Origin of the sequence: Cryptosporangium japonicum (assembly GCF_039524755.1) — a bacterium.
GTDB classification, from domain to species: domain Bacteria; phylum Actinomycetota; class Actinomycetes; order Mycobacteriales; family Cryptosporangiaceae; genus Cryptosporangium; species Cryptosporangium japonicum.
Window position 1 is genome coordinate 646,529 of sequence record NZ_BAAAGX010000006.1, and the last position, 24,120, is coordinate 670,648.

At 71.8% G+C, this 24,120-nt stretch carries 22 protein-coding genes; 15 read left to right on the forward strand and 7 right to left on the reverse strand.

Annotated elements, in window-relative coordinates:
• Positions 1 to 188 precede the first annotated feature (188 nt).
• From ABD437_RS07930 to ABD437_RS07945, 4 genes are all read left to right on the forward strand, one after another.
• Positions 189 to 767 carry an aerial mycelium formation protein gene (locus ABD437_RS07930; protein WP_344648072.1) on the forward strand — a complete coding sequence of 193 codons (579 nt, stop codon included), beginning with the start codon at positions 189 to 191 and terminating at the stop codon, positions 765 to 767.
• A 112-nt stretch (positions 768 to 879) separates the two neighbouring features.
• Positions 880 to 1,284 carry a hypothetical protein gene (locus ABD437_RS07935; protein ID WP_344648073.1) on the forward strand — a complete coding sequence of 135 codons (405 nt, stop codon included), beginning with the start codon at positions 880 to 882 and terminating at the stop codon, positions 1,282 to 1,284.
• Positions 1,285 to 1,336: 52 nt separating this feature from the next.
• Positions 1,337 to 2,227, forward strand: a complete 891-nt coding sequence (locus ABD437_RS07940; protein ID WP_344648074.1) for a sigma-70 family RNA polymerase sigma factor — start codon at positions 1,337 to 1,339, stop codon at positions 2,225 to 2,227.
• A gap of 115 nt (positions 2,228 to 2,342) precedes the next feature.
• A complete protein-coding gene (locus tag ABD437_RS07945) occupies positions 2,343 to 4,301 on the forward strand; it encodes an ATP-dependent DNA helicase (RefSeq protein WP_344648179.1) in 1,959 nt (652 codons plus the stop codon).
• Positions 4,302 to 4,303: 2 nt separating this feature from the next.
• Here ABD437_RS07945 and ABD437_RS07950 read toward each other — a convergent pair whose 3' ends face one another.
• Positions 4,304 to 5,683 carry an AI-2E family transporter gene (locus ABD437_RS07950; protein ID WP_344648075.1) on the reverse strand — a complete coding sequence of 460 codons (1,380 nt, stop codon included), beginning with the start codon at positions 5,681 to 5,683 and terminating at the stop codon, positions 4,304 to 4,306.
• A gap of 94 nt (positions 5,684 to 5,777) precedes the next feature.
• Between ABD437_RS07950 and ABD437_RS07955 the strand changes: the two genes are divergently transcribed.
• Positions 5,778 to 6,128 (forward strand): GroES family chaperonin, encoded by a 351-nt coding sequence (locus tag ABD437_RS07955; RefSeq protein ID WP_425558107.1) that lies wholly within the window; start codon positions 5,778 to 5,780, stop codon positions 6,126 to 6,128.
• Here ABD437_RS07955 and ABD437_RS07960 read toward each other — a convergent pair.
• Together ABD437_RS07960 and ABD437_RS07965 are read right to left on the reverse strand one after the other, a co-directional pair.
• Positions 6,125 to 7,510 carry a PrsW family intramembrane metalloprotease gene (locus tag ABD437_RS07960; protein ID WP_344648076.1) on the reverse strand — a complete coding sequence of 462 codons (1,386 nt, stop codon included), beginning with the start codon at positions 7,508 to 7,510 and terminating at the stop codon, positions 6,125 to 6,127. The genes ABD437_RS07955 and ABD437_RS07960 overlap by 4 nt on opposite strands.
• 9 nt (positions 7,511 to 7,519) lie before the next feature.
• Positions 7,520 to 9,589: an FUSC family protein gene (locus ABD437_RS07965; RefSeq protein WP_344648077.1), complete on the reverse strand. Its 2,070-nt coding sequence runs from the start codon at positions 9,587 to 9,589 to the stop codon at positions 7,520 to 7,522.
• A 564-nt stretch (positions 9,590 to 10,153) separates the two neighbouring features.
• On the opposite strand from ABD437_RS07965, the gene ABD437_RS07970 reads away from it, so the two are divergent.
• The 5 genes from ABD437_RS07970 (at position 10,154) to ABD437_RS07990 (ending at position 16,677) form a co-directional block, all read left to right on the forward strand.
• A complete protein-coding gene (locus ABD437_RS07970) occupies positions 10,154 to 10,645 on the forward strand; it encodes a hypothetical protein (protein WP_344648078.1) in 492 nt (163 codons plus the stop codon).
• A 231-nt stretch (positions 10,646 to 10,876) separates the two neighbouring features.
• The gene (locus tag ABD437_RS07975; protein ID WP_344648079.1) at positions 10,877 to 12,046 is read left to right on the forward strand and encodes a sensor histidine kinase; all 1,170 of its coding nucleotides are present in this window, start codon (positions 10,877 to 10,879) and stop codon (positions 12,044 to 12,046) included.
• Between the two features lie 395 nt (positions 12,047 to 12,441).
• Positions 12,442 to 13,365, forward strand: a complete 924-nt coding sequence (locus ABD437_RS07980) for a universal stress protein (RefSeq protein WP_344648080.1) — start codon at positions 12,442 to 12,444, stop codon at positions 13,363 to 13,365.
• Positions 13,366 to 13,486: 121 nt separating this feature from the next.
• Positions 13,487 to 15,649 (forward strand): HelD family protein, encoded by a 2,163-nt coding sequence (locus ABD437_RS07985; protein ID WP_344648081.1) that lies wholly within the window; start codon positions 13,487 to 13,489, stop codon positions 15,647 to 15,649.
• Positions 15,650 to 15,669: 20 nt separating this feature from the next.
• On the forward strand, positions 15,670 to 16,677 hold the full coding sequence (locus ABD437_RS07990; protein ID WP_344648082.1) for a DUF389 domain-containing protein: 1,008 nt from the start codon (positions 15,670 to 15,672) through the stop codon (positions 16,675 to 16,677).
• Positions 16,678 to 16,749: 72 nt separating this feature from the next.
• Here ABD437_RS07990 and ABD437_RS07995 read toward each other — a convergent pair whose 3' ends face one another.
• Positions 16,750 to 17,622, reverse strand: a complete 873-nt coding sequence (locus ABD437_RS07995) for a hypothetical protein (protein ID WP_344648083.1) — start codon at positions 17,620 to 17,622, stop codon at positions 16,750 to 16,752.
• A gap of 588 nt (positions 17,623 to 18,210) precedes the next feature.
• Here ABD437_RS07995 and ABD437_RS08000 point away from each other — a divergent pair.
• Entirely contained in the window at positions 18,211 to 18,549 is a 339-nt protein-coding gene (locus ABD437_RS08000) for a histone-like nucleoid-structuring protein Lsr2 (RefSeq protein ID WP_344648084.1), read from the forward strand.
• Positions 18,550 to 18,675: 126 nt separating this feature from the next.
• Here ABD437_RS08000 and ABD437_RS08005 read toward each other — a convergent pair whose 3' ends face one another.
• Positions 18,676 to 19,029, reverse strand: a complete 354-nt coding sequence (locus tag ABD437_RS08005; protein WP_344648085.1) for a response regulator — start codon at positions 19,027 to 19,029, stop codon at positions 18,676 to 18,678.
• Positions 19,030 to 19,243: 214 nt separating this feature from the next.
• On the opposite strand from ABD437_RS08005, the gene ABD437_RS08010 reads away from it, so the two are divergent.
• Together ABD437_RS08010 and ABD437_RS08015 are read left to right on the forward strand one after the other, a co-directional pair.
• Entirely contained in the window at positions 19,244 to 19,582 is a 339-nt protein-coding gene (locus ABD437_RS08010; RefSeq protein WP_344648086.1) for a hypothetical protein, read from the forward strand.
• 98 nt (positions 19,583 to 19,680) lie between these two features.
• Positions 19,681 to 19,965, forward strand: coding sequence for a YggT family protein (locus tag ABD437_RS08015; protein ID WP_344648087.1), 285 nt, complete (start codon positions 19,681 to 19,683; stop codon positions 19,963 to 19,965).
• A gap of 6 nt (positions 19,966 to 19,971) precedes the next feature.
• On the opposite strand, the gene ABD437_RS08020 is transcribed toward ABD437_RS08015, so the two are convergent.
• Positions 19,972 to 21,060 (reverse strand): FG-GAP repeat domain-containing protein, encoded by a 1,089-nt coding sequence (locus tag ABD437_RS08020; RefSeq protein WP_344648088.1) that lies wholly within the window; start codon positions 21,058 to 21,060, stop codon positions 19,972 to 19,974.
• Positions 21,061 to 21,182: 122 nt separating this feature from the next.
• Here ABD437_RS08020 and ABD437_RS08025 point away from each other — a divergent pair, with 122 nt between their 5' ends.
• Both ABD437_RS08025 and ABD437_RS08030 read left to right on the forward strand, forming a co-directional pair.
• Complete coding sequence (locus tag ABD437_RS08025; protein ID WP_344648089.1) at positions 21,183 to 22,835, forward strand: IPT/TIG domain-containing protein; 1,653 nt, start codon at positions 21,183 to 21,185, stop codon at positions 22,833 to 22,835.
• 71 nt (positions 22,836 to 22,906) lie between these two features.
• On the forward strand, positions 22,907 to 23,719 hold the full coding sequence (locus tag ABD437_RS08030) for a hypothetical protein (RefSeq protein ID WP_344648090.1): 813 nt from the start codon (positions 22,907 to 22,909) through the stop codon (positions 23,717 to 23,719).
• On the opposite strand, the gene ABD437_RS08035 is transcribed toward ABD437_RS08030, so the two are convergent.
• Positions 23,716 to 24,114, reverse strand: a complete 399-nt coding sequence (locus ABD437_RS08035) for a class I SAM-dependent methyltransferase (RefSeq protein ID WP_344648091.1) — start codon at positions 24,112 to 24,114, stop codon at positions 23,716 to 23,718. The two genes, ABD437_RS08030 and ABD437_RS08035, sit on opposite strands and share 4 nt — an antisense overlap.
• Between the last annotated feature and the right edge of the window lie 6 nt (positions 24,115 to 24,120).

Below are 24,120 nucleotides of genomic sequence, written 5' to 3' on the forward strand. Positions count from 1 at the left end.
TCTTTCTCATATAGCGGCCACGCCCCGGGTTTTGTGGCCGGAATGTGACTGTTTCGTCATCGCATCCATGCCAAATGATGCTGCAACCCGCACTCGGACCGCTCCCGCGTGCCAGGATGCTCCAGACGCGGTGGGCGACCCGCCACACCACTGGCCTGCGAATCCGCGCCGTGCGAAGGAGCAGAGGCATGACGGATGTCGTACCAGGAGGGAGACGGCGGATCGACCGGGTGCTGGCCCCCGGTTATCTGCACGGTCTGGATGCCCTGCGAACGGCGGAGGTGCGGCAACGGCGCGACGAATCGCTCGCCGAGCTCGCTGAACTGAACCGGCTGGGCCATCAGCTGGACGAACGAATCGCGATGATCACGGCCGAACAGCGCCATCGCGCGGCGGTCGTGTTCGACGGCGCACCGGACGCTCGCCCGTCGGATGAGGTGTCCTCCGGCGGGCGGCTGGCGCGGGTGTTCCGCCTGCGTGCCGACTCCGACGGTCCGCCCACCCACCGCCGTCGCCGGCGGGTCGAGCGGCTGGTCGCCGACGTCGACCTGGCCGACGTCGGCCGCCGCACGGACGACGAGCTGGCGCGGGTGCTGCGGACGTTCCGGCACGAGCGCAGGCAGGTCACCGACGTGGCCGGCCGGGTACGCGCGGTCGTCGATCGGTGCGGCGGCGAGCTCGGACGCCGACGGGTCGCTCCGCGGAGCCCGGGCCCCGCCGAGGAGCCCGAAACATCACCGGTCGCAGAACGGCGCACCCTTCCCTGACCCCGCTCTCAGGGTCCGACCCTGACCGTTCCCTGAAGTGCTAGCTGAGCGCTTGCAGGTGTTAGCGCGGCCGACCTACCGTGGAGTTACATCCACAGCGAAGGGACGCCAGATGTCTACTCCCACGGGCCCCGCCGACAACGAGCAGCCCGCCGCGATCGGGCCGGGCCAGGGCAGTGGCGCTGACTCGAAGCAGTGGCCGGAGCCGCTGTACGCCCTCGCCGGCGTCGGTGACCTGGTCGCCGAGCAGATCCGCAAGTTCGCCGCCAACGCCCCGGAGATCTCGGAGCGCTTCCAGCGCAACGCCGCGACCCTCCCGGAGGACCTGCGCAGCCTCCCCCGCGAGCTCCGTACCCTCGCCGCCGACCTGCCGTCGTACGCGGCCGGTCTGCAGAGCAAGGCGCGCGAGGTGAACGGCGAGTCGGTGAAGCGCAACGTCGAGACCGCGCAGACCCGCGCCCAGGACGTCTACCGCACGCTCGTCGAGCGCGGCGAGCAGGCCGTCAAGACGCAGTGATTTTTTTCGGCCCCGCTGTCACGGACAGCGGGGCCGAATCGTCTACTGGGTCATGGACGAATTCAGCGCGCACCGCGAGCACCTGGTGCGGGTCGCCTACCGCATGCTGGGCAGCCTCTCGGACGCCGAGGACGCGGTGCAGGAGGCCTGGTTGCGCTGGGAGCGCACCGACCGCGCGGAGATCCTCGACCCGCGCGCGTGGCTGACCAGGGTGACCGGCCGGATCTGTCTGGACGTGCTGCGGTCCGCACGCGTCACGCGCGAGGCCTACGTCGGGCCGTGGCTGCCCGAGCCCCTGGTGGAGCGACTGCCCACCGCGAACTCCGACCCGGCCGATCTCGCGGTGCTCGACGATTCGGTGCGGATCGCGCTGCTGCACCTGCTGGAGCGGCTCAGCCCGGAACAGCGCGTCGCGTTCGTGCTGCACGACGTGTTCGGCGTCCCGTTCGACGGCATCGCGGCCGCGCTCGGTACGAAGGTCGACAACGCCCGTCAGCTCGCCTCACGCGCGCGACGGCTGCTGCACGACAGCGCGCCGCCGCGGTTGGCGCCGCTGGCCGAGCAGCGCGCCACCGTCGAAGCGTTCTTCGAGGCCTGCCAGGGCGGCGATCTGGGCCGCCTCACCGCGTTGCTGGCCCCCGACGTCGAGTTCCACTCGGACGGCGGCGGCCAGGTACGCGCCGCGCTGCGCCCGATCTACGGCGCCGACAAGGTCATCCGCTTCCTGCTCGGGGTGCTGACCAGCGGGAACAGCTACCTCGAGCCGGAGCCGGCGATCGTGAACGGTCAGTTCGGCCTGGTGCTCTACCGAGACGGGCAGCTGCTCGGCGTGGTCGTGCCCGACGTCACCACCGAGGGCCGGATTTCCCGGTTCTCGTTCGTCGTCAACCCCGAGAAGCTCCGTCGCCTGCCGCCTGTGGACGGGGCCGACGAAGTGTCGTAGGAGCCGGGTACCGTTTCCGCCCGTGGCTGTAGTGACCGAAGCAGATTCGACGCAGGCCGACCAACGGCAGACGGAGGCGCTGCTCGCCGCGGCGATCGGCGCCGTGCCCCAAGGCATGGACCGTCCCGGTCAGCGCACGATGGCCCGTGCGGTCACCGAGGCCGTGCACACCGGCGAGCACCTGCTGGTGCAGGCCGGCACCGGCACCGGCAAGTCGCTCGCGTACCTGGTGCCCGCGCTGGCCACCGGCAAGCGCGTCGTCGTCACCACCGCCACGCTGGCGCTGCAGGCCCAGCTGGTCAACCACGACCTGCCCCGGCTGGTCGAGGCCGCCGCCCCGGTGCTCGGCCGCACACCGACGTTCGCGCTGCTGAAAGGCCGGCACCACTACGCGTGCCGGGCCCGGCTGGAGCCCGGCGCCGCTGACGACGACGACGAAGGCCTGTTCGACACCGACACCCAGTGGCTCGGTGCGGCCGGAAAGCTCGTCCAGCAGGTCACCCGGGTCCGCGAATGGGCGGACGAGACCGAGACCGGCGACCGCGCCGATCTCGACCCCGGCGTCGACGACAGCGCGTGGCGGCAGGTCAGCATGCCGGCCCGGGAGTGCGTCGGCGCGGCCCGGTGCCCGTTCGGCGAGGAGTGTTTCGCCGAGGCGGCCAGGGCCAAGGCCCGGCAGGCCGACATCGTCGTCACGAACCACAGCCTGCTCGCCGTCGATCTGCTCTCCGGCCGGCACATCGTGCCCGAGCACGCGCTCCTGGTGATCGACGAGGCCCACGAGCTCACCGACCGGGTCACCAGTGCCGCGCAGGCCGAGCTCAACGCGGAGGTGATCAGCCGGGCCGCCCGTCGCCTGCGCTCGTTCGTCCCCGACAAACTGCGCGACGACGTGGAGGGCTCCGCCGATCTGCTCGAGCGCATGCTCGACGGAGCACGTCCGGGCCGGTTGGAACGCCTCCCCGAGCCGCTCTACGACGCGTTGTTCCTCGTCGATTCGGCGGCCAGGGCCGCGCTCGACGCACTCGGCGGCGAGGTCGGCCCCGACGAGGCCGACGCCGTCAAGCGCAACCAGGCCAAGCAGGGGCTCACCGGGCTCGTCGACACCGTCGAGCGCCTGCTCGAACAGTCCGATCGCGACGTCGCCTGGGTGGCCCAGGAAGACCGGCGGCCGCCCGCGCTGCACGTCGCTCCGCTGTCGGTCTCGGCCGCGCTGGGCAGCGGCCTGTTCCGCGACCGGGTGGTGGTCGCGGCCTCGGCCACGCTCGCGCTCGGCGGGCGCTTCGACACCGTCGCCCGTTCGCTCGGTCTCGAGGTCGACTACGGCCGCACGCCCGAGACCAACGACGTCCGGCGGGTCGAACCGCCCGTGCCCGACGACGATGACGACGACAAGGAGCCGCCCGCCGTCTGGCGCGCGCTCGACGTCGGGTCGCCGTTCGACTACCCCAAGCAGGGCATCCTCTACGTCGCCTCGCGGCTGCCGAAGCCGGGCATGTCCGGGCTGTCGGAGGCCGCCCAGCGCGAGCTGGTCGAGCTGGTCACCGCGGCCGGCGGGCGGACGCTCGGCCTGTTCTCGTCGCGGAAGGCGGCCGCCACCGCGGCCGAGACGCTCCGCGCGCAGACCGATCTGCCGGTGCTGCTGCAGGGCGACGACTCGATCCACCTGCTCGTGCGCCGGTTCAAGGAGGAGCCGCAGACGTGTCTGCTCGGCGTCGCGTCGCTCTGGCAGGGCGTCGACGTGCCGGGCGACGCGTGCCAGCTGGTCGTCATCGACCGGCTGCCGTTCCCCCGGCCCGACGAGCCGCTCACCGCCGCCCGGTCGAAGGCCGTCGACGACGCCGGCGGGTCGGGCTTCATGGCCGTGTCGGTGCCCGCGGCGGCGATCCGGCTGTCCCAGGGCGCCGGCCGGCTGATCCGGGCCGCCGGTGACCGTGGTGTCGTCGCGGTGCTCGATCCCCGCCTGCACAACGCACGCTACGGCGAGTTCATCCGCCGCACGCTGCCGCCGTTCTGGTACACGACCTCACCCGACGTCGTCCGCGGAGCCCTGAAGCGCCTGGGCGGGGCCTGAGCTCAGCTGGTGGCCACCGGGCCGGGTGGCTCACCGGTCGGCGCCGGCGGTGCGATCACCGCCGTGTCGGTGCGGGTCGCCGCGCCCGCGCCGACGGCGCCAACGGTGGCGTTCTGCTCGGCCTCCACGCGGGCCTTCTCCGCCTCGGCTTCGTCGTCGTCGGTGGGTTCGGTGCCGGGTGGAGCGTCCGAGGGTGCCGGCCCGCCGTCGGGCCGGAGCACCAGGTAGCGGATCGCGGTGTTCAGCACGGCCAGCAGCGGCACCGCCACCAGACCGCCGACGATGCCGGCCACCGTGATGCCGATCGCGATCGCCAGGATCACCGACAGCGGGTGCAGCGCGACCGCCCGGCCCATGATCAGCGGCTGCAGGACGTGGCCCTCCAGCTGCTGCACACCGATCACCACGGCCAGGATGATCAGCGCGGGCACCGGGCCCTGGGTGACCAGCGCGACCGCCACGGCCACCGCACCCGACAGCGTCGCACCGATGACGGGGATGAACGCGCCGAGGAACACCAGCGCGGCCAGCGGCAGCGTGAGCGGCACCTTTAGCACGGCCAAGCCGATGCCGATGCCGAGCGCGTCGACGAACGCGACGAAGACGGTGGCGCGCACGTAGGACGTCAGCGTGTGCCAGGAGTAGTGACCGGCCTGACGCACCGCCGGGCGGGCCGGGCGCGGCAGCAGGCGGGTGAGGAACCGCCAGATCTGGGCGCCGTCCTTGAGGAAGAAGAACGTCGTGAACAGCACCAGGAAGAACCCGGTGACGACCTCGCCGAGCGTCGTCGCGGTGCTGAGCGCGCCGGACGTCAACGACGAGCTGTTCTCCGACAACCACGTCTGCGCCCGCTCGACGTACTGGTCGATCTGGCCCTGGGAGATGTGCAGCGGGCCCGACAGCAGCCAGTCGCGGCCCTCGTTGAGCGCTTGGTTGACCTGGTCGGTGAGGTCGGCGAGGCCGTTGATGAACGCCTGCACGACGAGCGTGAGCGTGCCGAACACCAGGACGAGCCCGAAGACCAGGATCGTCGTCGCGGCCAGCGCCCGGGGAGCACCCATCCGGCGCAGGAAACCGGCGGCCGGCTCCAGCAGCGCGGCCAGCAGCAGCGCCACCATCAGCGGGATGACGACGACCCGGAGCATCGAGATGAGGTGGAACAGCCCGTAGAGCACCACGGCGACGATCGCGAGGCGCCAGGCCCAGGCCGCGCCGACCCGGAGCGCGACCGGCACGCTCTCGTTGTCGGGCTCGCCCGCCGGCAGCAGGACCACGCCCGATGGCCCCTCGGCCGCAGGCTGATCCAGTGGAACGGTCTGGTTCTCCCGCGCTGCCGCGAGTCGCTCGCGCGCCTCGTCGCGCACCCGCAACAGCCAACTCACCCGGGTTCCCCCTTCAGTCGTTCCGACCGCACCGTACTGGCGCCTCCTACCCGCGCCCACAGATCCCACACACTCGGCGATACCGTGTGGAGCTGTGAGTACAGAACCCGACTTGGTCAACGCCGCGAACGGTGGCCTGCCCATCCACCTGCTGCACGATCGGGTACTGGTGAAACTGGAGGGCAGCGCCGGCGAACGGCGTTCCAGCTCCGGCATCGTGATCCCGGCCACCGCCGCGATGGGTCGCCGGCTGGCGTGGGCGACGGCGGTCGCCGTGGGCCCCACCGTGCGCTCGGTGGAGGTCAACGACCGGGTGTTGTTCGACCCCGACGAGAAGTCCGAGGTCGAACTGGGCGGCAACGACTACGTGCTGATGCGTGAACGGGACGTCCACGCGGTGGCGGCCTCCCGCGTCGACGACGAGGGCACCGGGCTGTACCTCTAACGCCCGTCGTGGTGCGGCTGGTAACCCGGGTGGTGGCCGCCGCCGTAGTACGTGGGGTTGTAGATCTGACCGGGGCCGCTGTAGTTGGAGCCGGTCGGGTAGCTGCCGCTGACGTAGTTGGCACCACCGTGCCCCGGCGGGTACGCGGCCGGTGACGTCGACCACGGCATCGTCGTGCCCGGACGCGCGTGCTGCAGGATGTACTGCCGCCGGGCGTCCACGGTGGCGAGCAGTTGACGTTCCTCGTCCGCGAACTCGCGGTTGGTGATGCCGCGGGCGAGCGCGTCCCGGATGATCGCCAGCTTCGTGGCCGCGAACTGGTAGTCCGACATCGCTTTGGCGCCGATGCCGCCGGCGATGCCCCGCGCCCACTGCCGCCCGGCCCGCCGGGTCTGCATGGTGGCCAGCGCGGCGATCTCCTGCGCGGTGAACCACCCCGCCTCGGCGTACACCGGCAGCACCCGGCCGACGACCTTCGCTTCCCGGCCGCGGAGCACGATCGCCAACGTGATCATCGCGATCAGGATCGGCAGCATGATCAGCGTGTAGCCGGTGAGGATCACGCTGAAGTCCTGGCTGGAGGCCAGCAGGTTCCAGGTGCCGTGCAGGAGCACCGCGAGCACGAGACCACCGATCGGCGCGACGATCTTCACCCAGGTGTGCCTGCTGCGCACCGCCAGCCCGACCCCGACACCGGTCATCGCGGTGAAGAGCGGGTGCGCGAACGGCGAGAAGACACCGCGGAGCACGAACGTGACGATCAGCGCGGTGATGCCACCGGGCATGTTCTTCTCTTCGTCACCGATGTACGCCGAGCCGAAGTAGAGGACGTTCTCGGTGAACGCGAACCCGACCGCCGACATCCCGGCGTAGACGATGCCGTCGACGACACCGTTGATCTGCCGACGCCCGGTGAGCGCGAGACCGAGCAGGATGAACAGGGGGATCGCCTTGAAGAACTCCTCGGTGGGCGGGGCTACGAGCACGGCGGTGCTGCTCTCCGAGCCGCCGGCCCCCGTGATCACGCGCCCACCGAACGAGTTGATGATCAGCGCCGCGAACGTCGCCACGCACGCGCCCCAGGCGAACGCGAACGCCAGGTAGCGCCGCGGCTCGGGTTCGTACCGGTCGAGCCACCAGAAGAACGCCAGCAGGATCGGCACCGGCAACACGGCGGTGCCCAGCGCCAGGATCAGCGTGCCCGGCCCCAGGCTGTAACCGAGGATGCCGTAGATACCGAGACCGGCCAGCGCGATGACGCCGACGGCGACGACGGCCACCGCGATGCCGACCCAGCGTCGTTTGTGCCAGGGCACCATCGGAGCCGGTTGGGCCATTCCCTCCGACGGGTGGGGAACGCCGGGTGGTGGGGGATGAACCATGTACGCAGCCTAATCGGAGGCGGGCTCCGGCGCCCCTTTCGAATCTTGCCGGAGCAGGTGATTGAGGGTGCCGATCCCGTCCGTCAGCCGGTCGGCGGCGGTCGCGAAAGTAGCGAGCCGGGCGGATGGTGCGACGGCGATCAAATCGTCGACGTCCGCACGCAACTGCGGAAGCGCCTTCGGTCGACGCCCGGTGCGCAGCGCGGTGCTTATCGCGGCCAGAGCGGTGTCGACGTGTCCGGCGAACGTCCGGGCCTCCGGGCGGGAGAGGCCTTCCGGGTACATGTCCCGGGCCGCCTCCAGCGCCATGCCGCCCTGCACCAGCCGGCTCGCGTGCACGCTGACGCCGCTGGCCAGGTCGACCAGCCCCGGCGGGGTGCCCGGTTCGTCGGCCAGCCGCTTGGCCGAATCACGCGCGTTGCTCAGTGCGACCCGCGCCGCGGTGCGGGCGGCGTCCACGTCGGTGTCGGAGGCGTCCGGGTCGGCCGCCGTGCGCAGGTAGGTGCGCGCCGACTCGATCGCGTCGGCGAGCGTCTCCCGGGCGGTGGACCGCTCCCAGGTGGGCCAGGCCAGGTACGCGGCCAGAGCGATGACACCGGCCGCGACGGTGTAGGTGAGCCGCTCCGGGATCAACTGCCCGGCGGAAGCTCCGAGCAGGTCGGCGATCAGCACCGCGTTCCCGGCCATCGCGGCCGCGCCGAGCGCGAAGTTCGCCGCGAGGACGGTACGCAGGAGGAAGTAGAAGACCGGGACGAGCGCCATCTTCTGCCAGGTCTCGGAGACGACCCATTCCAGCAGCGCGGAGACGACGAGCATGCCGAGGAGGGTGCCGGCGACCCGGTCGACGACCTGTTTGACGGTCGCGGAGAAGTCGGGGCGGATCGCCACCGCGACGGTGAGCAGCAGCCAGTAGCCACGCGGGAGGCCGAGTGCGACCAGCGCCGAGGCGACCGCGGCCAGGGTGAAGGCGAGCCGCAGTGCGTGCCGGAAGGCTTCGGAGGAAGGTCGGAGGTTGGCCCGCAGGACGGTGATCGGCTCGTCAGCGGGCATGAGGAAGACGGGCGCGGTGGGCGGGTGGTCGGGGATGTCGGGGTCGCCGGGGTCGCCGGGGTCGACGGGGTTGTTGCTCGGGGCGGCGTGCTTGCGCTGTCTCGGGTCGGTGGCTTCGGCGATCCGGCGGGCGGCGCGGAGCTGACCGGCCAGCGCGGCCGAGCGGGCCGCCGCGCCGCGCCGGGTGAGCGGCGCCCGGCCGGGAGCGTCCCGCCGGGCCCGCACGGCGGCGACGGCCTTGGCGAGCGCTTCGTCCAACGCGGGCACCAGCTCGGGGTGCAGCTCGTCGGGCCCGGAGGTCAGACGCTCGGCGATCGTGGCCCCCACCGCAGCCGCGGCGTCGATCACCGCACCGACCTCGTCCGCGGCCTCCTGCTGTCCCATGTCCGCCAGCCGGGCCCGGAGCACCGCCAGCGCGACCACTTCGCCCCGGGCCCGCTCCACCTCGTCGAGCAACATGCGGAGCCCGGCCACGGCCCGGTGACGCTGCGGGTCGAGCCCTCGCAGCGCCGCATGGGCCTCGAGCACGACCGGGTACGCCGGGCCGCCGCCCGCCGGATCCACGTCGGTGAGCTCCCGATAAGCCGCCGCCACCGCCGCCCGCTCCGGCGCGTATCCACGCACCGGCCACGGCGCGATCGCCAGCAACGTCTGCAACGCCGCCCCGACGAACACCGCCGCCGCGGCGACCAGCGCCTGGCTGAGCTCCTGCGGCTGCTCCCCGATGACGATCAGCACGATCAGCCCGGTGATGCCGACACGCGTACCCGACGGCCCGAGCGAGGTCAGCAGCCCGGCGATGAACCCCCACACCGCCACCAACAGCACCGCGACGACCGCGTAGGGGTTGGCGAGCGCACCGAGCAGAACGGAGAGCGCCCCGCACAGCGCCAACGCGAACCCGAGCCGCAGTCGCCGCCGATAGGGCCCGGTCAGATCGGCGAAGCCGGTGAAGTAGGCCCCGAGCGTGGCCGCCACCGCCGGCAGCACGTCACCGGAGACGACCCCGACCACCAGCGGCAGAGCCACCGCGAGCGTTCCCCGAGCCGCGACCCGAGGACTGAGTTTCTCCCGGGGAACAGCGATCAACCCGCTGAGGGCGGCACGCGCCGTTCGCCCCACGTCCGCCCCGGTTGCCACGTGTTCCGACCCTAACGCCCCCCAGCCCTCCGAACCCCCCGCCGCGCAGGTGGTCCGGGGCGCGAGCAGCCATCCCAGAACAAACGGCCGCCCCGCAGCGAGGCTGCGGGGCGGCCGGGAAGTTTGGACGGGCCCTGTTCTCTCCGCCGCGTTGCGGCGTTCTGAGAGGCGGGGCCCGCCAGGAATTTGTACCCCCGGGCACAACCGAACACAAGGCTTTCGTGCTTTCGAATTCAGAAGCACGGCGTAACCGCACGTTCACCTTGCGGTGGTGGGCCGTACCTTCGATCCGACGGTCGAACGAACGGGTGTCACCGATACATCGTCGGTGACCTGACACTGCCCGCGGAAAGCCCGACCCAGCTGGCACATTCTGGGGATACCAGCGAGGTCGCCGCGCCCTAACGTCGATCTCGAGCACGCCACACAGACCGCGGAAGGACGCGAACCCCGATGAGCGAGTACGAGACCAACGTCGACGTCGACGGCGACGGGCAGTGGGACGACGTCAGCTACTCGGAGAACGCCGACGGCAGCGTCACGATCACCGCCGACCAGAACAACGACGGCGTCGTGGACTTCGTCGCCCACGACTACAACGCCGACGGGGTCGTCGACGACGCGATCTACGACGACGACTACGACGGCGACGCCGACACCTTCTGGAAAGACACCACCGGCGACGGGTACCTGGACCGGGCCGCGGGCGACACCAACGACGACGACGTCGTCGACTGGAACGGCGTCGACGCCAACCAGGACGGCCACATCGACCACGCCACCGTCGACACCAACTACGACGGCAAGGCCGACACCTACGTCGCCGACGACAACTACAACGGCAACGCCGAATACGCCGCGGTCGACACCGACGGCGACGGCTACACCGACCGCACCACCGACCCCACCCAGGCCGGCAACCAGGCCCAGGTCAACTGGAGCTAGTTCCCTCCGGTCGGCCCTCCGGTCGGCCCTGCGGGCCCTCGCGCACCGCGCGGGGGCCCGCACCCGTAGCGCAACCCCGTTTGGCTCGCCCCGGGGCATCGCAGTCCGATGTCCGAGGTGTACGCCAGGAGGCGGCACGGATGCCGCCCCAGACATACGGGGACTGACATGGATGTCGAGCTTCCGGCCCGTTGGGCCGACGAGCCTGCACGGCTCGCCGCAGTACGGACGATGCGTCAGTTCAGCGTGTCGGTCGAGCCGGTGCTGGCGAACATCGTCCGCATCGCCGCCGAGGCCGTGCGCGCTCCGATGGCCATGCTCACGCTGGTCGAGGCCGAGCGGGTCCGCGCGGTCGTCCGCCACAACATCGGGGTGACGCAGCTGCCCCGCGCCGCGTCGCCGTGTGCCCGGATCGTCGGCGACCGCGCCCCGCTGCAGATCCCGGACCTGCTCGAGGACCCTCGCTACGCGGTCGGGCCGCTCACCGCGGTCGACCCGGGCGCCCGCTCGTACGCCGGCGTCCCGCTGCTCGACACGACCGGCAACGTCGTCGGTGCGCTCTCGGTGCTCGACCGCAAGCCGGGTGCCCTCGGTCCGGAGCGGGCCCAGCTGCTCGGCCTGCTCGCCGACCAGGCGACCGCGATCCTCACGCTCGGCTCGGCCGTCGAGCGGTCGGCCAGTGAGTCCGACTTCATCTCGCTGATCACCCACGAGGTGCGGACGCCCGTCGCCGTCATCACCGGCAACCTGGAACTGCTCGACGAGCTCGACGACGTCCCCGAGCAGTACCGGGAGCGCATGGTGGGCGCGATCCGGCGCAACGCCGACCGCCTGGTGCGGCTGATCGACCACCTGCTCGTCACCGCCCGTGCCGGCGACGCGCTGAAGGCCACCGTCCACCGGTCGCCGATCGACCTGTCGTCGCTGGTCACCGACACCGTACGAACGGCCGGGAGCAAGGCCAAGCAGGCCGGCGTCGCCGTCGACCTGCACGCGGAGCCGTCGCTCCGGGTGCCCGGCGACACCACGATGCTGCGTACCGCCGTCGACAACCTGCTCTCCAACGCCCTGCTCTTCACCCCGGCCGGTGGCCGGATCTCGGTGCGGGTGTCGTCCGCCGACGCCGACGCCGCGGTGGTGACGATCACCGACACCGGTGTGGGCATCCCGGCCGACGAGGTGCCGCGGGTGTTCGACCGGTTCTACCGCGGTCAGCACGCCCAGCGCGTCGAGGCGCCGGGGGCCGGGCTCGGCCTCGCGGTGACCGAGGCGATCGCCGCCGCGCACGGCGGTGTGGTGCGGCTGGAGAGCACGCCGGGCACCGGGACCACGGTCCGGCTCGTGCTGCCGCTCGGCGCCGCCCGCTCCGCCCCTGTTCTGGAACTGGTCCGGAGCAGCTGACAGCTCCCCGGCTCCGGTCTGCGCCCGCACCGGAGCCGGGTGAATCTCCCGTCGGCCCGCCCCTCTGGGGAGGGATGGCCGACGGGCGTCCCACCCCGAAGCGCACGGCTCGCCCGCCCCTCTGGGGAGGGATGGCGAGCCGTGCGCGGCGGCTTTCCCACGGAGTGATACTCGAACCTTCATCTACTCTGGGTAGACATATCTAAACGCCTAGTCATACCCGCTGGTACTTCCCTCCTGCCCCCGAAGGGACGGTCCGGCTATCCGTCCCGATTACAGAGATTCGCTGGTACGGGCCCGTCGGATTAGGCACGCTGAACGCGGGACCTCGGGAGCCCACCGCCAGCAATCAGCACGAACGACGGGGTGCCGGCCGTCGCAGGAGGGGAAGTGCCGTGACGGTTTTCGACACGAGTAGATCGACAGCACCCTCTGCGCCGCTGCGCCCCCGGGAACAGGTCCAGCGCCGGGTCACCGGCACCCCCCGCTGGGCTCCGGCCGCCGCCGGCATCGTGGTCGGGGTCTCCCGCGGCGACGACCCCACCGGCGTGCTCACCTGGGCGGCCCGCGAGGCCCGCGCCCTGCACGCCCCGCTGGTGGTGGCGCACGCCGGCAACGACGAGCGCGCCGACGCCGTTCTCGCCGAGGCCGGCGCGCTGGCCCGGCGGGCGGTTCCGGCCGGGCACGTCCGCACGGTCCGGGGCGACGGGCGTCCGCTCACCGTTCTCGCGGCCGCGGCCGACCAGGCCGGCATCGTGGTGGTCGGCACCGCGGCCGGCGCCGGTTCCGGCACCCAGCTCGTCGGCACGATCGCGGTGCGGCTGGCCACCGAGGGCCGGTCCGCGGCCGTCGTCGCCCGGCCGCCGGCCAACGCGGGCACGTCGCAGCAGGGTCCGTTCCCCGGTCACGTCGTCGTCGGTGTCGACGGCTCGCCCGCGTCCCGTGCGGCGCTGGAGTACGCGTTCGCCCACGCGGCCGGGCACCGCCGCCCGCTGGTCGCGATCTACGTGACGCCCGGTTCGGCCGCCGACTACTGGCTCGACGACACCCTGCTCGACACGCTCGTCACCGACGACCCGGCCGCGAACACGCTGGTGGACGAAGAAGTGCGCGCGTTCGCCGACCGCTTCCGGGTGCGTGCGACCTCGGCCGTGCACCGCGGCCGTCCGCTGGCGGTGCTGGCGAGGCTCTCGCGCGGAGCGGATCTGCTCGTCGTCGGCGTCAACGGACGCCCGGCGGGAGCTCGTTCGCGGCTCGGCTCCACCGCCCGCGGAGTGCTGCTCGACCCGCCGACGACGGTGGCCGCGGTCCGCGCCTGATCTCACCTCCGATCCTACCGGTCGAGGCGGGCAGAAACATCGACTCGCGGCACGACCCCGCCCGCGCCATGCTCTGTCTAGGCTTCTCTAGCCGCACAACCCCGAAGCCCGGAGCACCGCGTTGACCGACCGTCCGTCCGTCCTCACTACCGAGATCGCCGCCGAACAACGTCACGTCGACGACGTGTACGCCCGGTTGGAGGAGGTTCGATCCGGCACCGCCGAGGTCGAAGCCGAGGGACATCGACGGGCCCAGCTCGGCCACGAGGGTGCGCTGTACGAGCGTGACGTCCTCGTGCACCAGGCCGCCCGGCGGCGCAAGGCGCTCGACAGCGGGTACGACGGGCTGGTCTTCGGCCGCCTCGATCTGCGCAGCGGCGAGGCCCGTCACATCGGCCGGCTCGGTGTGCTCGACGCGCGGTACGAGCCGCTCGTCGTCGACTGGCGGGCTCCGGCCGCCGCGCCGTTCTACCGCGCCACCGCCGAGGACCCGCTGGACGTCGTCCGGCGGCGGGTGATCCATTCCTCCGGCACCAGGGTGGTCGGGCTCTCCGACGACCTGCTCGATCCGGCCGCGGCGCCGGAGGGCATGGCCGTCGTCGGCGAGGGTGCGTTGATGGCGACGCTGGCCCGGGCCCGCGGTCAGGCCATGCGCGACATCGTCTCGACGATCCAGCGCGAGCAGGACGAGGCGATCCGCGCGCCGGCGAACGGCACCACGATCATCGAGGGCGGGCCCGGCACCGGGAAGACGGCGGTCGCGCTGCACCGCGTCGCCTACCTGCTCTACTCCGATCGCAACCGGTACGCCGGCGGCGGTGTGCTCGTCGTCGGGCCGTCCCCCACGTTCGTGCGGTACATCGACCAGGTGCTGCCCTCGCTCGGCGAGGAGGGGGTCGTGCTGCGTTCGCTCGCGACGATGCTCTCCACCGTCAAGGCCACCCGGCGCGACGACGCGGCGCTGTCGGCGATCAAGGGTGCGGCGAGCATCCGCCGGGTCCTGTCCCGACTGGCCTGGCTGCCGGCGCCGACCGCACCGGACCGGTTCCGCGTCGTCTACGGCGGTGAAGTGCTCACTCTCGACGTCCGTGCGCTGGCCGCCGCGCGCAAGGCGGCCCGTCGGCGCGGCAGTACCCCGAACTCCGCCCGCGGTCAGGCGGCCACCGCGCTGCTCGACGCGCTGTGGAACCTCTCGCGCTCCTGGTCCGGAGCCCCGGAGAACTGGGAACGCGACGCCTTCGACGCCACCATTCGCGACCGCGACGAGTTCCGCGAGTTCCTGGCCGCCTGGTGGCCGATCGTCGAGCCCGAACACGTGTTGCGCTGGGCGGCCGACCGGTCGCGCCTGGCCCGGTGCGCGGGCTCCGACCTGGCGAAGAACGACGTCGGACCGCTGGCGGCGTCGTTCGCGGAGGACGGCTGGTCGGTGGCGGACGTCGCGCTGCTCGACGAACTGCGTGCCCTGCTCGGCAAGCCGCCGAAGCCGCAGGTGCGCCGTCGTCGTCCGGAGGAGTGGGAGATGCAGGAGATCCGCCTCTCCTCCGACCGCGCACCGGCGCCGACGCCCGCGGCGGACGAGGACGACGACGAGTTCTCGCTGATCGTCGTCGACGAAGCGCAGGACCTCTCGCCGATGCAGTGGCGCATGCTCGGCCGCCGCGGTAAGTACGCCTCCTGGACGCTGGTCGGCGACCCGGCGCAGAGTGCCTGGGAGGATCCGGAGGAGGCCACCGCGGCGATGGACGCGGCCGTGGGCACCCGGGTACGGCGCCGGTACACGCTCACCACCAACTACCGGAACTCGGCCGAGATCTTCGAGCTCGCCGCCTCGGTGCTGCGCCGGTGGGAACCGGGGCTGGAACTCCCGACCGCGGTGCGGCAGACCGGCGCGAAGCCGTCGGATCGGCTGGTGGCCGGCGAGCGGCTGACCGACGAGTTGCGCTCGGCCGTCGAAGAGCTCCTGGCCGACGTCGAGGGCACGGTCGGTGTCGTCACGCCGGCGGTCCGGCAGGACGAGGTCGCCGCGCAGTTGACCGGGCTCGGCGCCGGGCGGCTCCAGGTGGTGGACAGCATCGAAGCCAAGGGCCTGGAGTACGACGGCGTCGTGGTGCTCGAACCGGCCGAGATCATCGCCGAGTCCAGTGCGGGGCACCGGGTGCTGTACGTGTCGCTCAGCCGGGCCACGCACCGGTTGGTCGTGCTCTCCACCGAACCCGACTGGGCGGCCCCACCGGCCGACCGGGCCGCACCCGACCGGGCCGTGGAGCCACTCTCCCTGTTCTGACCCACCCCTACAGTGGGTCGGTGCTGCACCTGCGCTTGATCGTTCCGCCGGATCGGATGCCCGCGGTGACGGAGCTGCTCGAGGGCGACTCCTCGGTCACCCACCTGGCCGTCCTGGCCGGGGCGGCCCGGGATCCGGTGGGCGACGTCGTGCTCTGCGACGTCGCCAGGGAAGGGGCGAGCGCCGTGCTCGGCGCGCTCCGCGACCTGGGGCTCGCCGAGGACGGCGCGATCACCGCCGAGAACGTCGACCTCGTCCTGTCCGAGTCGGGGCGGAAGGCGGAGGAGGACGCCCCCGGGCTGGGCACCGACGCGGTGATCTGGGAGGAGATCGAGCACCGGGTCAGCGACGAGATCCAGCTCTCCGCGACCTACCTCACGTTCCTGGTCGTCGCGACGATCATCGCCGGCATCGGCGTGCTGCTCGACCAGCCGATCCTGATCGTCGGCGCGATGGTCGTCGGGCCGGATTTCGGGCCGCTGGCGGCGTTCTGCGTCGGCATCGTGCAACGTCGGCGCACGATGGCCGTGCGCGCGGGCGTCGCGCTGCTCGTCGGTTTCCCGGTGGCGATGGCCGCGACGCTGGCCACGACCTGGCTGCTGGCCGCGCTCGACCTCGTCGACCGGTCGATGTTGCTGGGCGATCGGCCGCTGACCGACTTCATCTGGCGTCCCGACGCGCTCTCCTGGGTCGTCGGGTTCCTCGCGGGCATCGCCGGCATCACGTCGCTGACCTCGGCGAAGTCCGGGGCGCTGGTCGGCGTGCTGATCTCGGTGACGACCGTGCCCGCGGCCGCGAACGTGGCCGTGGCACTCGCCTTCGGGGTGTTCGACGAGGCGTCGGGATCGGCGGTCCAGCTCGCCGTGAACCTCGTCGCGATCGTGTTCGGCGGGGTGCTGACGCTCGTCGTCCAACGCCTGTTCTGGCAGCGGCGGTCCCTGCAGCCGAAGCGGACGCCGCAGGCGCGGCGGGTGGCGGCGCGGGCTCGCCGCAGCGCACGCCGCCGGGAGGCCGACGGGCGCGACTGACGGGCGCCGGAGAACGCCCGCCCCCGGTGAGCCGGGGGCGGGCGGGTGCCTGAACCAGAGGGTTACCGGCCGTCAGAAGCAGCGACGGTCGCAGTCCCGGTCCCAGCGGTGGTGGTGCCGGTGGAACGACGGGCAGTCCCAGCGGTGGTGGTAACGACGGCCACCGTCCCACCACCAGCCGCTGCGGAAGAACGGGGCGCGACCGATGAAGTCGAAGTCGTCGTCATCGTCGTCGTCGATGACGATGATCGGCCGGTTGACCGGACGCACGATCAGCGGCCCGTTGGCGTTGACCACCGTCGGAGCACCGCCGGCCGGGGCAGCCGCGGGCGCGGGCGCGGCCGGAGCGGCCGCGTTGTTCTCGGGCGCCGGAGCCGGCGTCTCGGCCGCCGGAGCCGGGGTCTCAGCCGCCGGAGCCGGGGTCTCAGCCGCCGGAGCCTGGGCCTGACCGGCCGGAGCCGAGCTGTAATCCGCATTCGTTCCGGCCGGACGGCCTTCGTTAGCGGGCTGCTGCGCCTGCCCGGCGGGCGCGTTCTTGTCGTAAACCTTCGCGCCGACCGGGATGCCACCATTCACCGGCTGCTGGGCGCTGTCGTCATTGTCGTCGGCGGTGTTCCCGCCCTGGACGACGCTAGTCGGCGCAACGGTGTGGGTGACGTTTCCGGTCTGCGCCTGCGCGGCCGCCGCGCCGGCCAGGACGATGCCTGCCGACACGGTTCCGACCTGCAGCGAACGACGAATCCAGATGTTCATCGAAATGGAGACCTCTCCTGAGGTACGTGTGAACTGAGTAAGGGTCCTGTCGCGGCCTCCGGCCGTGATCAGGCATCGAGCGAACGCACGACTGCGCAGGGGGAGAACCGTCGGCAGAACGGTTATTGGTCGGTCGCCGACTTCGTCCCCACAATGGACCGTTGTCGGCCGGACGATTTGCGGCGGGAACACCGCGGCGATCGTCGTCAGAGTGGGCGTTCCGGCCCTACCGCGCAGCGCGCACAACGCGCCGGTCCGGCAGTACACGAAACAGCCCAACCCTCGTACGCCTCAACCCGCAGCTCCCCACAGCCGCGAGACCGACGAGCAGTCACGACAGCACCGCTCGACGGAGGGAACTTTGGTGGCAGATCGGACTATTTGCAACCCCGCCGCGAGGAGAGCGTCACCGGTCACGCAATTCACTTCCGCACTCGGTGTTAGACGAGAAGCACCACGTGGCCACTCTTGAATGACCGACCGGTCACCGCCAGTATTGTTGGTGGCGAGTATCACCTTCACCACCGGGCAGCCCCACTATTAACCCCACCCGCCGGCAACGAACGGATATCCTGCAATCCGCAGGCGATCATCCGGGCACTACGGCCACAGCCCTACATATTTGCGCTGCGGCGGAACTCCAGCGACCGACGATTCGTTATCGATCGGCTACCGGTTCCGGGCGTCGGGAATCACCCTGAACACACCAGGGTGCATGCGGGATTCGTTCCGCACGACTAGTAGGGTGTGGCCACCGATAGCACGACGAGGAGAACTTCTGTGGCGCGGAAAGTACAGGTCATGTTGGTGGACGACCTCGACGGCGGCACCGCCGAAGAGACCGTCGCCTTCGCGATCGACGGAACCTCTTATGAGATCGACCTGTCGAGCGACAATGCAGCCGCACTCCGGGATTCGATCGACAAGTACGTGCAGGCGGCCCGCAAGGCCGGGCGCGGCGGAACCCGTACGAATCGTCGTCCGGCGGCCACTAGTCAGCGGTCCGGTCGCGAACAGAACCAGGCCATCCGGGAATGGGCCAAGGGCAAGGGCCTGCAGGTTAGTGATCGCGGACGCATCCCGCAGGAAGTCATCGATCAGTACAACTCCGAACACTGACGGTCAGCACCGTTAACCCGTTAACGGGCTGACGAACCCGATCAGTCCGATTTCTGGAACGAGCCGGTTTTTCGTCCGGCGTGTCGCCCGCCTGGCCCCGTCGTACGGATGGGGCGGGGCTGGCACTCAGCTCGTCAGCAGGGCGTATTCCAGCGCCGCACGGTGGTGCGGCAGCGCCAGCACCGCATCGACGTCCACCCCGGCGAAGTCGCTCGGCTCGTAGATCGTTGAAATGATCAACCGGCAGGGCCGACCGGCCAGACCGGCCCGGATCCGCTCCACCAGCGGCTGGCCGTCCGACGCGGGAAGCAACGTGTCGATGATGATCGCGTCCGGCGGCCGCGTACTCGCCGCTTCGACCACCTCGGCCTCCGTCCGCACCTGGTCGACGCACCAGCCCAGTGCCTGCAGCTGCAGCGCGAACAGCGCGGCGAGATCCGGCTGGTCCTCGAGCACCAGCACCCGGCGTCGCTCGGTCATGCCCGACAGCATTCGCCGCCCCGGTGGCGCGCCCGGGTGCACCCCGGTTGCGGGCCGGTAGCAATCCTGACCCCCGAACGGCCCCCTTAACAGCCGACCCCCGACCTCGTCGGATCGGTTGACGCTCGTTTCCGGCAGGTTAGCTACCGGCGAGTAGCCTTCCCCGCTCCACTGGAGACTGGCAGCATCCCCGCCGGGACACGGGGGAGGTGCGGTGACTGATTCGGCGACTCCGCCCGCGGGCTGCTCCGACCCCGCCCGGTGGACGGACGCCTACCTGATCGCCGAGGCCCACCGCGCGGTGAAGGACGTCTGCACGTGCGGGCGGCCGCTGCCGTGCATCGCCGCGGAGCGCGCGGCGGAGATCATGGCCGAGACCATGGCCGCCGCCCGGCTGGCCGAGGAGTGGGCCAGGGCCGCCGAGGAACAGCGCGCGATCAGCCACGCGATCACCGAGGAGATCCCGCGGATCGAGTACGTGCCCGAGGTGTCCGCCCCGCCGGTCGGCGCGCGGTTCTACCGGGAGCGCAAACCGCCTCGTCATCGCGGTTGAGCACTAGGGTTGTGCCCAGCGTCTCCTCACGGACCTCTCAGTCTGCCCTCAGGTGGCCGACGCACTGTTGAAACAGTTGGAACCTCGGGGAGGAACCCTTGACCATCGTCGGCTATCTGCTCGGGCTCGTCCTCACGGTCTTCTGGTGGGTGCTGATCGCCCGGATCATTCTGGACTGGTCCGTGGTCCTGGCCGGCCCGCCGGCCTGGGGCGGATTCCGGGCCAAGGCGATAAACGTCGTCACGCGCATCACCGAGCCCGTGCTGGCTCCGATCCGCAAGGTCGTGCCGCCGCTGCGCGTCGGTGGCGTCGCGATCGACCTGTCGATCATCCTGGTGTTCGTCGCGCTCATCGTGCTGCGCAGCCTGGTGGCCTTCCTGTAGGCCACCTCACCAGAAGACACCCGGCTGCGGGATCTCCGTAGCCGCCGCGAAGTACTCGTGCCACCGCTCGGCGGACGCTACGAACGCCGAGCCGGTGGACCGGGCGACGTACACGTCGGCGAGACCGCCCCGCGTGAACGCGGCGACGTCGTCCCGCCCGTCACCGTCGAAGTCCCCGACGCCGGGAACCGCTTCACCCTCGGCCCACGACCGCAGCCACGGCGCCGCCGTGCGGGTGAACGACCGGCCGGTGGAGAGCGCGACCGTCACCTCGCCCCGGCGGAACGCCACCACGTCCGCCCGGCGGTCACCGTTCACGTCACCGACCGCGGGCGACGCCCCGTTCTCGGCGAACCAGGCGTTCCACCGTGTCGCGCCCCGGAACGCGCTCCCGGTCGAGAGCGCGACCCACACCGACGCCGACCGCCCCCGCGCGAACGCGACCAGGTCGGCCCGGCGGTCACCGTTCACGTCACCGACCGCCGGGATCGACGTCCCGGGGGCGAACCAGCGGTGCCAGGCCGTGGCCGCGCGGAACGATCGGCCGGTCGACAACGCGACCGACACCGTCGGGGTGCTCCCCCGCCGGAACGCGACGACGTCGTCCTTCCCGTCGCCGTTCACGTCGCCCACCGCCGGGATGTCGGTGTCCGGCGCGAACGACGTCGCCCAGACGGTCGTCGGGCCGAAGGAGCGGCCGGTCGAGAGCGCGACGGACACCGTCGGCTTGCCGCCCCGGGCGAACGCGGCGACGTCGCTGCGACCGTCCCCGTCGAAGTCGCCGGCCAGTGGCGTCTGGCTCCAGAACGCGAACTCGTCCGACCACAGGTCGCCGATGCCGTCGAACCGGGTGCCGGTGGAGCGGGCGACGTAGACGTCGCCGCCTTTTCCCCGGGTGAACGAGGCGACGTCGTCGCGCCCGTCGCCGTCGAAGTCCCCGGCGCGACCACCGAACCCGTCGGCCGACGCCGACAACGGCCGCCCCGCCGGAACGCCGCGTTTCGACGGGTCGTCCGGCACCGGTCCGACGACGTACGCGGCGTGCGCCACGGCCATAGACGCACCGATCGCGACGATCGAGCTGATTGCTCCCATTGCCTGCCCCTCCAACCGGTACCCACCCCGTTCGCCCCTGAATAACACCCATCCACCGCTCAGCTCCGGCACCTCGCCGACGACGTCCTGGCATCAGGACGTCTGTTGGTGAAGGAGCACGGATGCGCACGTTGACCCGCCCGCTCTCGGCCTTACTCGGCGGAGCCGTCGCGGCCACCGCCGTCGTCGCACCGATGGCTCCCGCGGCCGCCGCGCCGACACCCACCTACGTCGTCGGCGGGTACGTCCCCGGCGCCACGGTCGTCACCGCCGCCTCGCGGTCGGTGCAGATCCGGGACGCCGAGGAGCTGCCGGCGAGCGTCGATCTGCGCGCGGACGCACCGCCCGTCGGCAACCAGGGCAACGTCGGTGCCTGCGTGGCCTGGACGATCGGCTACTCGATCATGGGCTACTACGCCCAGGGTTCCGGGGAGCCGTACGCGCCGCTGTACCTGTACATGCGGGCGGTCAAGGGTTCGGCGCCGAACACCGGGCTGGTGCCGGAGACCGCGCTCACCGAGGCGCAGAAGTACGGTGTGGACACCCAGTCGGACTACTTCCAGGGCACGCTGAACTACTCGATCAAGCCCACCCCGGCCGAGGTCGCCAACGCGTCGAACTACAAGATCACCGGGTGGAAGGCGCTCTGGTCCGGCGTCGCCAACCAGGGCACCACCGGTCAACTCGCGATCGAGCGCGCGCTCGCCGCCGGTAACCCGGTGGCGATCGGTTTCCCGGTGTTCCGGGACTTCCAGAGCCTCAAGGCGAACACCACGTACAACACGCTCTCCGGAACGTCGCTCGGCGGCCACATGGTCACCGCGTACGGCTACGACAGCGAGGGCGTCTGGATCCGCAACCAGTGGTCGACCGCGTGGGGCACGAAGGGCGACGCGAAGCTCTCCTGGGCGTTCGTGAACAAGCTCGTCAGCGGCGCGTACACCGTGAACGGCGTGGCCGCGGCCGAGAAGCCGACCGTGCCCGCACCGGCCGTGGCGTCGATCTCGGCGACGAGCGGGTCCACCGTCGGCGGTGAGACCGTGACGATCACCGGCTCCGGCCTCGAGACGGCCACCGCGGTGGCGTTCGGCAAAACCACGGCCACGTTCACCAGGACCAAGGTGGACGGTTCCACCCGTCTCGTCGCCACCGTTCCGGCGTCGACCGCCGGCCTGGTCGACGTCACCGTGACCTCGCCCACCGGCACCAGCGCCACGTCCACCGCGACGAAGTACCGGTACGTCGCGCCCCGACCGACCGTGACCGGGCTCTCCGCGTCGTCCTCGGTGATCTTCGGCGGCAGCACCGTCACCCTCACCGGCACGGCCCTGACCGGGACGAAGAGCGTCCGGGTCGGGTTCACCGCGGCCACGGCGGTCACCGTCACGTCGGACACCACGCTCACGTTCGTCGTGCCGAAGGTGGCGCGGCCCGGTGCGGTGCACGTGGTCGTCACGACGTCGGGCGGTCCGAGCACGACCAGCGACGCCGACGTGCTCACCTACGTCAACCCGCCGACGCCGGTCGTCACCGGGCTCTCGGTGGCCTCGGGCAAGGCCAAAGCCAGCACCCCGGTGACGATCACCGGCACGGACCTGCTCGGCGCGAGCGCGGTTCTGCTCGACGGCAAGCGGATTTCGTTCACCGCGGTATCGGCGACGCAGCTGAAGATCGTGGTGCCGCAGCACGCCGCCGGGAGCGCGAACGTGCAGGTCGTCACGCCCGGCGGTACCAGCGCGGCCGGTGCGGCCAGCACCTTCACCTGGCTGTCCTGACCCGGTCCCCCCGGCCCGGAGAGTCCACCCGGACTCTCCGGGCCTTTCCCCTTCGGTCCATTCTCGGCACCATGGGCAGCGTGGTGGGGACGCACGGTCTGGCTGACGCCGGGCGCACCGAGGTGGCGCCCCGGGTCCTGGCGGCCTGGGACGCGTTTCTCGTCTCCGCGGAATCGGCCGATCTGGACCGTGCCTGTGTCGCGGCCGGCAGCACCGGCGCGGACGTCTGCACCCGGCTGGGGCTCTGGACCGAGTACGCGGCCCTGCACGACCTGGTGAGTTCCGCACGCAGCGGCGGCGTCGGGCCGCCCCCCGACCTGGACGCCGTCGTGGAGACCCACCGGCACGCCGGCCGGGACGAGATCCTCACCGCGCTGCGCCGTCACCGCGACGCGGTCGCGATCTACTTCAACAGCTTCGACGAGTGGCTCGACCTCGACCCGACCGTGTCGCCGTTCGGGCGGCTACCGCTGCTCACCACGCTGCTGGGCCAGGTCTATCCGCTGGCCGTGCACGCGCTCGACCTGGTCGACTGCGGCGCCCCGACACCACCGGACGCGTTATTGGACTCGGGCCTCGCCGCCTGGATCGATCTGCTCGGCGGCTCGGCCTGCGAGGACGGCATCACCGGCGGGGCGGCCGTGTTCACCCCGCCGTCCGGCGGCTGGGCGTTCGCCTGCGGCGAGGACGGGTGGACGGTCACCCGGCTCGACCGGCGGCGGCCCGGCGGCACCGTGCTGGAGGGGTCGGCCGCCGAGATACTCGCGGCGACGGCCGGCCGCTCCGAGCTGCGCACGCTCCGCGTCCACCAGCAGGCCGGGTTCCTCCGCCTCACCGACGTCGTCGAGCGGATCGCCAACACCACCGCGCTGCCGAAGCCCTAGGCGCTGGCCCAGGCCACGTTGGCCTCGAACGCGGGGCGCGGATCCTGGCCGCTCTCGATCCGGCGCACCCCATCGGCCAGCGCGGAGTCCAGCTGCGCACGCTCGAGCGGGCTCATCGCGCGGTACATCGGCGTGGTGACGACGAACGGCGCGAACTCCAGCAGGAAATCGTCCGCAGGCGGCAGTTCGTACGGGAGCGCGTTCGCGTCGGCCAGGTCCGCGGACGCGCGCGGGTGGTCCGCCAGGCGGCCCCGCAGGTACGTCGTGGTGAGCGGCGCGTTGTCGACGCCCACCACCTCCAGCCCTCGCTCGGCCGCGGCGACGACGAGCGGACCGGTGCCCGCCCCGACGTCCAGCACCCGGGAGCCGGCCGGGAGCCCGGCGGCGTCCAGCAACCGGAC

Coding starts and splice junctions, on each gene's coding strand:
- ABD437_RS07930 (WP_344648072.1), top strand. CDS start 189: ATGACGGATGTCGTACCAGGAGGGAGACGGCGGATCGACCGGGTGCTG.
- ABD437_RS07935 (WP_344648073.1), top strand. CDS start 880: ATGTCTACTCCCACGGGCCCCGCCGACAACGAGCAGCCCGCCGCGATC.
- ABD437_RS07940 (WP_344648074.1), top strand. CDS start 1,337: ATGGACGAATTCAGCGCGCACCGCGAGCACCTGGTGCGGGTCGCCTAC.
- ABD437_RS07945 (WP_344648179.1), top strand. CDS start 2,343: ATGGACCGTCCCGGTCAGCGCACGATGGCCCGTGCGGTCACCGAGGCC.
- ABD437_RS07960 (WP_344648076.1), bottom strand. CDS start 7,510: ATGGTTCATCCCCCACCACCCGGCGTTCCCCACCCGTCGGAGGGAATG.
- ABD437_RS07970 (WP_344648078.1), top strand. CDS start 10,154: ATGAGCGAGTACGAGACCAACGTCGACGTCGACGGCGACGGGCAGTGG.
- ABD437_RS07975 (WP_344648079.1), top strand. CDS start 10,877: ATGCGTCAGTTCAGCGTGTCGGTCGAGCCGGTGCTGGCGAACATCGTC.
- ABD437_RS08005 (WP_344648085.1), bottom strand. CDS start 19,029: ATGACCGAGCGACGCCGGGTGCTGGTGCTCGAGGACCAGCCGGATCTC.
- ABD437_RS08020 (WP_344648088.1), bottom strand. CDS start 21,060: ATGGGAGCAATCAGCTCGATCGTCGCGATCGGTGCGTCTATGGCCGTG.
- ABD437_RS08025 (WP_344648089.1), top strand. CDS start 21,183: ATGCGCACGTTGACCCGCCCGCTCTCGGCCTTACTCGGCGGAGCCGTC.
- ABD437_RS08030 (WP_344648090.1), top strand. CDS start 22,907: ATGGGCAGCGTGGTGGGGACGCACGGTCTGGCTGACGCCGGGCGCACC.